The 11,369-nt window shown below is 48.8% G+C and carries 9 protein-coding genes and 1 pseudogene; 2 read left to right on the forward strand and 8 right to left on the reverse strand.

Features of this window, described 5'->3' with window-relative positions:
• Nucleotides 1-480 precede the first annotated feature (480 nt).
• Nucleotides 481-1,395: a hypothetical protein gene (locus JN12_RS19785; RefSeq protein ID WP_145026094.1), complete on the reverse strand. Its 915-nt coding sequence runs from the start codon at nt 1,393-1,395 to the stop codon at nt 481-483.
• Between the two features lie 323 nt (nt 1,396-1,718).
• Here JN12_RS19785 and JN12_RS19790 point away from each other — a divergent pair, with 323 nt between their 5' ends.
• On the forward strand, nt 1,719-2,501 hold the full coding sequence (locus tag JN12_RS19790) for a hypothetical protein (RefSeq protein WP_145026097.1): 783 nt from the start codon (nt 1,719-1,721) through the stop codon (nt 2,499-2,501).
• A 153-nt stretch (nt 2,502-2,654) separates the two neighbouring features.
• Here JN12_RS19790 and JN12_RS20925 read toward each other — a convergent pair.
• From JN12_RS20925 to yqeC, 5 genes and pseudogenes are all read right to left on the reverse strand, one after another.
• A pseudogene (locus tag JN12_RS20925) lies at nt 2,655-4,211 on the reverse strand (AAA family ATPase).
• A 2-nt stretch (nt 4,212-4,213) separates the two neighbouring features.
• The gene (locus tag JN12_RS21060) at nt 4,214-4,903 is read right to left on the reverse strand and encodes an AAA family ATPase (RefSeq protein ID WP_145026103.1); all 690 of its coding nucleotides are present in this window, start codon (nt 4,901-4,903) and stop codon (nt 4,214-4,216) included.
• Between the two features lie 717 nt (nt 4,904-5,620).
• A complete protein-coding gene (locus tag JN12_RS19810; RefSeq protein ID WP_145026106.1) occupies nt 5,621-6,199 on the reverse strand; it encodes a hypothetical protein in 579 nt (192 codons plus the stop codon).
• A gap of 1,072 nt (nt 6,200-7,271) precedes the next feature.
• Nucleotides 7,272-7,871 (reverse strand): molybdenum cofactor cytidylyltransferase, encoded by a 600-nt coding sequence (gene mocA, locus JN12_RS19815; RefSeq protein WP_145026109.1) that lies wholly within the window; start codon nt 7,869-7,871, stop codon nt 7,272-7,274.
• The gene (yqeC, locus tag JN12_RS19820; RefSeq protein ID WP_246125936.1) at nt 7,868-8,656 is read right to left on the reverse strand and encodes a selenium cofactor biosynthesis protein YqeC; all 789 of its coding nucleotides are present in this window, start codon (nt 8,654-8,656) and stop codon (nt 7,868-7,870) included. Before yqeC ends, mocA begins: the two co-directional genes overlap by 4 nt.
• Before the next feature lie 123 nt (nt 8,657-8,779).
• Between yqeC and JN12_RS19825 the strand changes: the two genes are divergently transcribed.
• Nucleotides 8,780-9,100 (forward strand): carboxymuconolactone decarboxylase family protein, encoded by a 321-nt coding sequence (locus tag JN12_RS19825; protein WP_145026112.1) that lies wholly within the window; start codon nt 8,780-8,782, stop codon nt 9,098-9,100.
• A gap of 72 nt (nt 9,101-9,172) precedes the next feature.
• On the opposite strand, the gene buk is transcribed toward JN12_RS19825, so the two are convergent.
• Both buk and JN12_RS19835 read right to left on the reverse strand, forming a co-directional pair.
• Entirely contained in the window at nt 9,173-10,288 is a 1,116-nt protein-coding gene (gene buk / locus JN12_RS19830; protein WP_145026115.1) for a butyrate kinase, read from the reverse strand.
• A gap of 166 nt (nt 10,289-10,454) precedes the next feature.
• Nucleotides 10,455-11,369 (reverse strand): efflux RND transporter permease subunit (locus JN12_RS19835; RefSeq protein ID WP_145026118.1); only part of this gene is annotated, 915 nt, incomplete at its 5' end.

Raw genomic sequence — 11,369 nt, forward strand, 5'->3', positions numbered from 1 at the left:
TGCAGCACAGAAATAGATCAAGAACTACAGCCCAAGGAGGCTAACCACTCAAACCCACAAAAATCCCAGGCCAGAGGCAGAGACGCGATCACGTTCAGGAGAACCCTCGACGAAACTATGTGAATAAGGCTATTGCCGAACTTCAGTTCCTAGAGCGAGGCAGCTCCGCGACGCAGCCAAGTCTTGCGGTACCCAACCCGCGTATATCAGAATGATCAAACGTCGCCACAGGATCCCGTCTCTGCCTGTGCCCTGGGAAACATAAAAACAACAAAATCCTTACAACGAGGGAAGGTACACTATTCCCTTATTGACTACTGACAGACATATCAGCTTCCTTGTACTCAAGCGTTGTCTCCTCTATTTGTCATTTACAAAATCCTAGCAGGTTTAATAGTCGTCATTGCAGTTGACTTGCACAACGGGGCTGAGGCTGACCCCCGACCGTAGGGAGAGGGGTCTTGCCGAGTGTTAGACGCCTTACAATTTATCTTGTCTGTTCCAACCCCACGAGTAGAAGCCTTGAATTGCGTGAAGTATTGCGCAGGTATAAATGCTCAATGAGACGTAGTTGTAAAATCTATCGGCGTTGTTTCTGTCGATCTCCTGTAACCGAAGATTACTTAGTGTATCGAGTGTTGCCTTCTTGTATTTCAAGCGTCGATATAGTTCTGGTGATTCATGGAGCGGGAAATGTTCAAGATCGCTTTCTTCCAGCGTTTCCTGTAAATAGTTGGCGCTTTCGCTAATTTTTGGCTTAAGATCTTTAAAGGAAGAATTGAAGGGCCGACATACCTCTTGAATCTCTAATAGTAATTCCCCTCTTCTCGTGGAATCTATCCTTTGCTTAATTTGATTTACCAAACTGCAAAAATATGTATCTTTCAATAACTTCGTTTCTTGAAAGGCATTTTGGTTATTAAAGTATCTGCTTTCAAAAAAAACTCTGAATTCATCTTGATTGAAATAATTGAGGTGAGGTTCTACGCGATCTTCTAGGTGCGTCATTTGGAAAAAGCGATGGGATATGTTCAGTCCAGTTTGCCATCCAAGCTGACCTTTAAAGGCGTAATAAACCATCTCTGAGCATTCATGGACTAAATGACGCAGGTAGCGAGTTTCATGGTTGTGGGTATCGTACTGATCAAATATTTCAACTATTATTTGTAAAGCATTTCCGGCCTCTTGACTGAGATAAGCAATATCTTCCTTGTGCTTATCGTTTACCTGCTTTAACGCTGTCCGATATTTATCGTGCTTATCTGATAGATGAGCTCTGTAATCATTTGTTGATGCAATTCTGGATGAGTCGCTTTGCTTCTTCGTATAGTAAGCACTGGCAAATGATACAACAAGAGCAGCAGTTGATAAATAGTCGGAGGCATTAAATCCCATAAGTACCTTTCTTGGTTATTCGAAATTTATGTCTAACGGGGCGGGCGGTGAGCGGGGGTTCACCGCTCCACCGGCCTGGTTAGGTATTCTTCTTCGATAAACTTTCTATCAGCTTCCGAAGATTGATTCTATTCTTACCGTAATCTATAGCCTGCGTCTATAGGGGTTCAATAGCGATACCCAGTAACTTATTTTTGTATCTATTATTCTGAAGGGCATATAACTTGATTGGTCTTCTTTAATATTCTAGAGTCTGTGGTATATTAATCTGAAGGGGTTTAACCATGCAAGTAGATGCGCATATCTAGAAAAAGGAGGACACAATGCCACGAGTAATTCCTGATGATCCGGGTAAGAATAAACCCCACCCGACTGAATCGAAACCTCCTAAAGAGAGGATTCCACGCGTTTCCATTCACCCATGGAGCACACCTACTCAGCAAGGTGTCCAGGCGTTTCTCGATAACCACCGGTTTGATGCCTGTTGGACATATGGTGAGAGCATATCATGCGATGCTCCTTCCGATGTCGAGATTACACTGGATGGTTATCAGGCGACGGTACCTATCAAACCTATGATGGACTCTGCAAACCCTACGACCGTAGAGAGTGTCATGCTCCTTTGTGAACGGCTACCGCAAGTAGAACGGTTAGATATTTCACTTGAATTGAAGAGTGACCGCCCGTTCACATTTCCACCTCCTATTCCAGATGGAGTCAGCCGAAATGATTTTCTTCGATGTGTCGGTATGTTTGCTGGTCTCGGGGCAACACTTGGCGCAGCGACGGCCTCGATGGCGGCGGCGGCCGCTGCCGCCGGCACTGCCGGTGTTGCAGTGCCAGTAGCTCCAGTTATTGCAGGACTAGGTGTCATTGCCGGTACCGAGTTATTTGGTATGGCTGGTATTTTGCTGTGTGAGGCACCGAAAGTCGACGGTACGTCGGATGGCGGTAAGCCTACAGCCGGCTCTAGTATCAGTGGAGCTAGCGGCAGTAGTGGTGGTGACCACGTGAATCTCACGCACATAGAAGTCGACATAAAGACATCCAGCGGAGGAGGTGGCTGCGGGAGAGTGGGTCGCGTTATTCTCTATGATCTCAACTGACCGGCTAAGTTAATCGGCGTGCAATTACACCCGCCCGTAACTTGCGTTGTTAGGTGGAAAGAATCAAAAGGGGGCGCGTCTCAACGTCACAAGGCGCACCGGCGAGCGAAGCGAAGACCGCGTGCCGCCGCTAGTTGGCTCTAACACTCCAATTTATGACGATGGAGGTGCTGCCGAAGGTGTTGTTACCTCTGATAACAACGAGTCATAATGGATTTTGTCATGTGTTTCTATTGAGGAAAGAACGGCATCTACTATATCAGTACACTCTTTTATATCGCTAATCTGCATCAGTTTGCTGATTGTCATACCATGAGAATGGTAGTGAATGAATTTTCTTACCCGCTCACATTTTATCGGGTCTGAGATGAGGCAATGTAAATTTTCATCTACGTTTACAGACGACAGATACTTAAATGTTGAAAATATCTCTAGGAATCGTCTCAGGACGTTTGGCAGGTTGTACAATTGTTCGAATGTCTGACTTGGATTCTGTTTAAATTCGTGAATCAGTGAGAACAGGTAACAGTATTCTGATTTGTGTTTTAGCAGAAGATTTGGAAGCGTAACCAATGAAGATTGATCATCTGAGATGTTAGTTGTGCGCTCTACAAAATAAAAAGATTTATATTTTGCCTTTACCTTGAAAAACCAATCCTTTATAAGATTAAAGAACTAATAATTATGTGTGGAAATAAATAGTTGCTTGCACTTAAGCATTCTAGATGCATCATCGTAAAATTTGTTTCTGATAAATGAATATGTGTTAAATAGATGGTTTGCATCTAAGCTTGAAATAGGATCATCAATATAGATAACAGTATCAGCTAAAACATTATTCTTTTCATCTACCTTTGTGCAGAAATATGCAAAAGCAATAGTTGTTTTTTCGCCTTCACTCAAGTTTTTAGCAATTTTGCCTCCACGTAGAAGCTGGAATTTGTTGTCAGGTGTAACCTTTACAACTATGTCACCTTTTCCAAAATACTGTCCTAAATGCTTATTGATTGTTTCTGCTCCCTTAACAGTTTCAGATAGCTTTGTCTCGATTTCCTTAACTTTTTTATCAGCATTTCTGACGTTTTCAACCGCACTTCCTATAGTTGTTTCAAGTTCGGCTATCCTCTTTTTCGAGGTAGACAGTTTTTCCTTCTGTACAAATAAAGAGGCATAGTGTTTTAGCAATTGATTTAGAGCAGCTGTTTTTTCCTTTTCAAATTCCTGTGTCCGTAAATTGTGCGCCCGAATAACGTTATTGAGCAGCTTATTTTCTCCTATTAAATTCGAGCAGTCATGTATTACCTCAAAAATAAGTAACTCATCAAAAACCTTCTCCTTCTTAGTCTCCAGATGTTTAATAAAGTTTTCTAATTGTTCATTTGCCGCCTGTATTTCTACCAAAAGGCGTTCCTTGATTTCTGTGTACTCCTTTTGAAGGTCCGAATACAAGTTTGCAGTGTCTGGCAGGGTAATTACTATCTTTTGTGACTCAACGCTAGATTGTTGTTTTCTTATGTCATTTATCAGATTTTCATAGTCGTCTGAAAAATGGTCATTTAACTGTGAAAGCAGACCGGAGGGTAGAGGGTTGCCGCAGAACTCACAGATGTCCTTACCTTCATGCAAATTTTTCCCTGTCTTTACCCACGCGCCAATGGGTGGGTTTGACTTTAACCGCTCAATTACTTTAGCCTTAACGGTTGTGCCCATTATTACTTTATGGTTTCGTAAAGGCTTTGAATATCTGGTACAGAAATATTTAGCTCATTAATAGGGTTCTTTTTATCAACACTTTTGTATTTTGTTATTAAATTTGAAACTTCAGAATCTTTCAAAACTACAGAAGAATGATCAGAAGGCAGGCCATCTATTTCTTGTTGCAAATGTCTTTTGTCAAAAACTGGCAAAGACAACAACAGTTTGATATCTTTAGCCTTGCTGGTCAGAGCATTTGATATTTTTGTTTCTAAATCTATTTTTTGTTCTGTAAAGTCGTTTTGTATTTTAGTGAAGTCAGCAAATTGTATTTTTTCTTTTTTGAGATCTTCTTGAAGTTGGATGTTTTCTTCTCCCAACAAAAATATCGGCAATAGCCCCTCATTCCAACGCAGGTTTTCAACGACAAAATCTGAATTAAACACCTTTATTGATAATTTCTGTGGAAAGGTAGTAGTTGAATATTTTGTACCGTCCAAATATTCAACCTCGAAAACCGCAGATGGATAATCGTGATGCATCTGTCCCATTTCAAAGCATCGAAATACTCTCGATAGGGTAGTTTTTCCTGAATAGTTCCAACCATAGGTGAGATTAAAGACGTTGAAATCGGGCACAGCCGCATCCCAACTAAAATCTTTGAAAATGCCGAAATTCTTGATTTTATTCACTCGCTTTATCAGCATTTATAATTCCTCCGTTTTTCCGTTGCCAACTCGTTAATCACCTACTTAGGGTGGTATCTAATATTATATTCTGCATCTAATATTAGATGCTGTTGTCAGGTCTCGGCTAGGAATAGGAATAGGGGTCAACTCTCCATTATCCACTAAAGATTGAATTCATCGTAAAATGGAAAATGGAGAGTTGACCCCTTTACTGCCCTCTTTACTGCCCTGCCGACCCCTTTACTGCCCTTTTAGGTTTAAGGAGAACTCCAGAAAAAGGTCAGTATTGCGGCGATAACGAGCATTAAAACAATCCCGACGCCGTAAAACGCGAACAGCATCTTCGGCTTTTTGATCCAGACGTGGATATGCCAGATATTCGTGCAATCTTTCTCTCCACAGTATAGGCATCTATCATCTTGGTTATTATTGATTTTCATGCCTTAGAAACCTCACCCATCATAGTAATGAACCGACCTGACCCATCGCTCGGATTGTTCATTTTGTTATCTTTTCTGATTTTATCGTTTGTTTCTTCATGCCCGCCCCCGAATAGGGGTCAACTCTCCATTATCCACTAAAGATTGAATTCATCGTAAAAATGGAATATGGAGAGTTGACCCTTTTATTGTCCTTTTCTGACCCCTTTACTTCCCTCGGCTCTGATTTCTTCAATAGCAACATAACAAGCAGTCCCTGAGGGTTTTCACTACTTTCCATCTTCTACTAGTGCGCCTATCTTATATATTTTCGGAGTGCAATGTTCTTGGCATCCTCAATGCCAAATCGCATTTTGTTCAATTTATCACGAGTTATTTTTATGAACTCCTGGTTAGAAATAGATCGGCTATTATGCATCTCCTTTTCATCTTGGATCTCAGCGTCAAGCATACTGGACTGTAAACCAACATACTTGAGAAAGTAAAGGACAAGATCTGCACCAAGAATCGATTCCTTTTCCCTGATGTACTTAGCCGTTTGCTCTCTCATGCCGATGATTTCATGCATTTTATTTGCAATTTCGTGGTCAGAATAAATATCATGAACGTTTTTCCTAGAAACTAGGTAAAATCTAACATCAGACACAAAATTTTCAGATTTGATCTCAATATCTGTGATACTCGACCAAACTTTTGTGAATTCATCTAAATAGTCCTGAGCATATTTAGAAGTGATGCCGTTTTCAGCCTTTCTTGTTTCTATAAGTGAATTTAAAAAAAAGATGGCAATCGCAACAACCAGTCCAAAGACCAATTTGTCAATTGCCATCTTGATGATCTCATTCTTCCAGTCGATTTTCTGATTCTCTTCCATTTTTTGATCCTTATATCGATTCTGGCTCATCAGGGGTCTACCAAATCTCAAATTTGATATTTAGAGCTGTGACTCCCGGTTTTATAGGTTTCAAATTGCCTTTCACTTTTTTATGCAGTTTCGGTTTTTCTTCGTTTCCTTTATGGTAAAAAGCCTGCAACACTGGATGTTTCCTGGCTTCTCAGGTTTTATGCTTTTTCCGCTCTTTCAAACCACTCCACCAGTTTACTTCTTCGACGCCGTACTCGAAACCAGCAAACTCTTCTTCGCTTTTGCCGCCCGCGCCGCCACGCACCTGCTACTCCGGGCACCTCCGCCAGCAGAACCGCCATACTCCTCGGTTTGGTTTAGCTTGGTTCAACTCGTAAATCACCGGTTAGGGGTTGGTATCTATATTTAGATGCTTGCATCTATATCTATATGCCTCGCTGTCATCTAAATGTATATGCTTTTACCGATTTTTCCAGTTATCACGTTTCATCTACATGTATATGCTTTTCCAATGGGCGCCGGCACTGTTCTCATACTTCACAAACCAAAGCTGCTTTCCGGGTTCACCTTCCGCCCGCCGTCTTTGCCTGCACGGCTCTCCCCCATCGCTTCCTCCACGCCACTGTCCGCGGACAATAAACCCTCTATATACCAATTTCCATGCCAAAATTGATTTTCAATAATTTAGGCAGGTTAACAAGTGAAGGCGGAGCAGGTGTAACAAAATGCGATGTCACAAAATGTTACACCTTGGTCTGTGGAGCCTTTGCCAGAGCAGGTTTGAGGTCGACTGTAACAAAATGTTGCAGTAGGGGGGCGGCAGCACGCAAGGAGGGATTTTGGGGGTTTGGAGTTCTTCAAACAAATAAACCCGAAAAAAAAAGCACTCAACCACGAATGAACGCAGATGGACACGGATGAATCAATGGGATAAAGACAACATACGCTCAACCCACCAAGTGAAAAGGGTTTCGCTCAAAAGATCTGCCTTTATCCCTGTGCCTCCTGTTTCTCTGCGGTTAACCGCCGCTCCCGGGGTAAAGTGCTGAAGGGCGCCAGCTTCGGCTGCCACGCGGCGCCTCTATGAATCCTGCAAAAGCCTTTGGTAATCCTCTTCGGTGTCGATATCCGCCAGGATGGCCTGGCTCTCCACCGGCACCGCCAGAATCCGCCCGGCGTACTGCTCGAAGATCCCCCGGGCGCCGCAGTCGCCGCTGAGGTTACGCATGGCGGGAAAGGTCTCCCGGGCAAACAGCACCGGGTTGCCGCGCCTCCCCTCGCATACCGGCATGACGATGGGGGAGGGGGATGCCGCGTAGGCGGACAGGATACGGTCGATGATCTCGGGGGTGACGAGCGGCTGGTCCCCGAGGAGGAAGAGGGCCGCCTCCGTTTCGTTCGTCAGCGCCCCGAGGCCGGCCTTGAGAGAACTGCTCTGGCCTTCCCCGTACTGCGGGTTGACCACGACGGTGACATCCCTCTCTCTCAGCAGCGGTTCCAGCAGCTCGGCATCATGGCCCAGGACCACGACCACCCGGTGGAGCCCTGACGCCAAGGCGTGGTCCACTACCCATTCAAGGACACTCTTCCCCCGGAAGGGGAGGAGCTGCTTGGTCCGCCCCATGCGGGTGGCTTTGCCCGCGGCCAGCACGATGCCGGCAACCCTTGCTGCGCTTTTCATTGTGGTCCCCCCAGCTGATGCACCGCATGGATGCTGATGCCGTCAAGAGCCTGGCCGACGATCACCGCCTCGGCCGCATGCGGCGCCTGCCGCTGAAGCTCCCCGGCGACCCTGGTAGCCGCCTCTCTGCGCGGCAGGGTGTCGGCCTTGTTGAGGAAGACGAACCGTCTGGACTCGGCCGGAGCCCCCTTGAAGGCCCCCTGGGGATGGGCGATGAGCCGCGCCATGGCCTGTTCGGTGATGCATTCCCCGGGGGAGAGCCCCATCAGTTCCCCGGCGAGCCCGGACCGGAACACCAGTTCTTCGCCAAGGGGGGAGCCGACGACCTCCAGCCCTGCCACCGCGATCAGGATGGTCGTCTCTTCCGGTATGACCGGTTCGTGGTCCGCCGGCGCCTTGAGCGGCCGCCTGGCAGCACCGTCCGCCTCCACGAGAATCCAGTCGAAACGTCCCGACTCGACGAAGGTAGCGATCGCCTCCGGGGCGAACCCCTTCAGCTTGCCGGTGTCGGCCATCCGCTCGGCCGCGGCGGTGAGGTGCCGGGTGGCGCCATGGCCGGTGGCGGCCTGCTCCAGGACCTCGTGCGGGTCGCGGGCGACGAGGACTGTTGCCGACTGCTCCGCTGTCGGGACGAAGATCTTGGTGGTGGTGGTGGTCAGGACCCTCATGCCGGCCAGTGCAAGCTGCCGGGCCAGATGGAACATCAGGCTCGTCTTGCCGCCCCCCCCGACAAAGCTCATCACCCCCCGCGGTTCAAGTTCCAGTATCATTTCAAGCGGTTTCACGGTTGTCCCTTGCACGGATTTTTTGCGGGTATCCCCGTATTGACACGCACGTAATGTCGTTTATACGTAACGTGACACCTGCTGCAGTTTCTGCTCGATCACTTTACTGAAAAGGAGAGATTTATGAAAGATCTTCACGAGCTGTTTTCCCGATTCAAGGCAGATTTCCCAAACGTTCACGCTGGGCACGAAGCGCTGGGTGTTGAAATTCATGAAAAGTCGGGGCCGTTGCCGGAAAAGGTTCGCTGGCTGCTGAAAATTGCCATTTCAGGGGCAAGCCGCCATCTGACCGCCCTTGAAACACATATCACCAGGGCGAAGGAGGCAGGGGTGACAGACGACGAGATCAAGCATACCCTGCTCCTGCTGATACAGACCACCGGTTTTCCGAACTTCATGGAATCCTATGGAGTATTCAAGAAGATGGAGGGGGGCTCAAAGTGAGGTAGCGGGGTGGGGCATGCCTGCAAGGATTGGCAAGTGAAACATCAGCCGGTTGCAGTGTCCCGTGCGGTGCTAACCACCGTACGGGACACCGAGTGTGATGGGCTCACAGGCTGCGTAGGCCGACAGCTCTTCTTCATGATTCAAACATCTCACCGCCGCCTCGGCGAGAGCCTCCATTTCGTACTCACCCGGATTTAGATGAATCGGACCGATGAACGAAATTTTCTTTGTCAGGCTCTCCAGCAGGACTTTCGAATAGACCAGATTACCTGTCAGGGCGATAGCGTCGACCTTTCCCTCGAGGACGGTCGCGCAGGCCCCCACCTCCTTTGCAACCTGATATGCCATTGCCTCATACACTTCCGCCGCGGTTGTATCGCCTGCAGCGATCCTTCTTTCGATTTCGATGGCGCTGGCCGTACCAAGGTAGGCGAAAAGCCCGCCTTTGCCGGCCAAGAGCTTCAGTACCTGCTCCTGCGTGAACTCGCCGCTGAAACAGAGCTTCACCAGGTCCCCGGCCGGGAGGGTGCCGGCCCGCTTGGGGGAGAAGGCACCGTCACCGTCCAGGGCATTGTTGACGTCGATGATCTTCCCCCTGTTATGGGCGCCGACCGAGATCCCCCCTCCCAGATGCACGACGATCAGGTTGACCTCTGGGTATGTTTTCCCCAGGGCGTTTGCGATCTTCTGGCCGGTGGCCTTTTGGTTCAGGGCGTGAAAATTGCTCTGCCTGGTGATCTGGGGAATACCTGAATAGCGGGCCGAGGTACAGAGTTCATCGGTCATGGGAGGGTCGGCCGTTAGTACGGGGATATTGAACTGATCGCCCAGATCATAGGCCACAAGACACCCCACATTGATAGGGTGTCCACCGTAAATACCGCTTTTCATGTCGGCGATCATGTCGGCACAAACCCGATATACGCCTCCCGGCAGGGGCTTCACGTTGCCGCCGCGACAGGCGATCGCGTCCATTTCATCCATGGTGAAGCCGCCCTGCCTCAGTACCAGAAAAACCGCTTCCCGTCGGTAGTCGTACTGGTCCCAGATGTTGCGGAATTTGCGCAGTTCATCGTCGGGATGTTTGACTGAGACATGTACCTTCATCTTCCCGGCACTGAATATACCGACCTTGGTTGATGTTGATCCCGGGTTGATGATCAAAATGGTCTTGTCTGCACACATACGTTCTCCGCTGCCGTTGTGCCTGATGAACTGCGGCGTTGCATCGATATCCAGCATCCTGCTTCGCTGAAATGCATGCCGGGCCATAACATCGATTGAGAGGGGGCACGGGGCAGTGAACGACCAACTCACGGCTTTGCATTACGGTTTCCGTCCGGAACAGCTGCTACGCTGCCTGTGCTGGTTCAGCAACGGTCTCCGCCTCGGTCACCTCCACTTCGTCATGGACATTCCTGAGAAAGAAGTGTGAGAGGGCCGGGATGAGGATCAGGGCACCGATCATGTTCCAGAGGAACATGAAGGTTAAGAGTATCCCCATGTCGGCCTGGAACTTGATCGGCGACAGCGACCAGGTGATGACCCCGCCGGCCAGGGTGATCCCCACCAGTCCCACGACCTTGCCGGTAAACTGCACCGCCTTCTGGTACGCCTCGCCCAGCGGCAGCCCTTCCCGCTGGTATTTGAGCTGCATGCTGAGCAGATACAGCGCATAGTCGATGCCGATCCCCACCCCCAGCGCGATGACCGGCAGGGTGGCGACTTTGACGCCGATGCCTAAGCCCACCATCAGCGCCTCGCAGAGGATCGAGGTGAGGGCAAGCGGCAGGACCGCCACCAGCACCGCCCGCCAGCTCCGGAAGGTGATGAAGCACAGGACAATGACGGCGCCGTAGACGTAGAGCAGCATGGTGCGGTTGGCCTGTTTGACCACGATGTTGGTGGCCGCCTCGATCCCGGAGCTGCCGGCGGCCAGCATGAACTGCCGATCCTTGGTGCTGTGCTTTTTGACGAACTCTTCCGCCACCGTCAGGACCCGGTCCAGGGTCTCGGCCTTGTGGTCGGAGAGGTAGGCGATGATCGGGGTGACGGAGATGGTGCTGTTGATCAGGTCCGGGTTGTCGAAGCAGGATTGCTGGCCGCTGTAGTTGAGGACCTCCTGGCTCCGGTTGAGGGTGTACCACTTGGGATTGCCGTCATAGGTGCCGGCGGTGATCATCCGGATGGCATCGGACATGGTGACGGTGGTCTGGACCCCGGGTACCTGCTGCAGCGCCAGGGCGAGCCGGTCGGCCTCGATGAG

It is taken from the genome of Geobacter argillaceus (assembly GCF_007830735.1).
GTDB lineage: Bacteria > Desulfobacterota > Desulfuromonadia > Geobacterales > DSM-12255 > Geomobilibacter > Geomobilibacter argillaceus.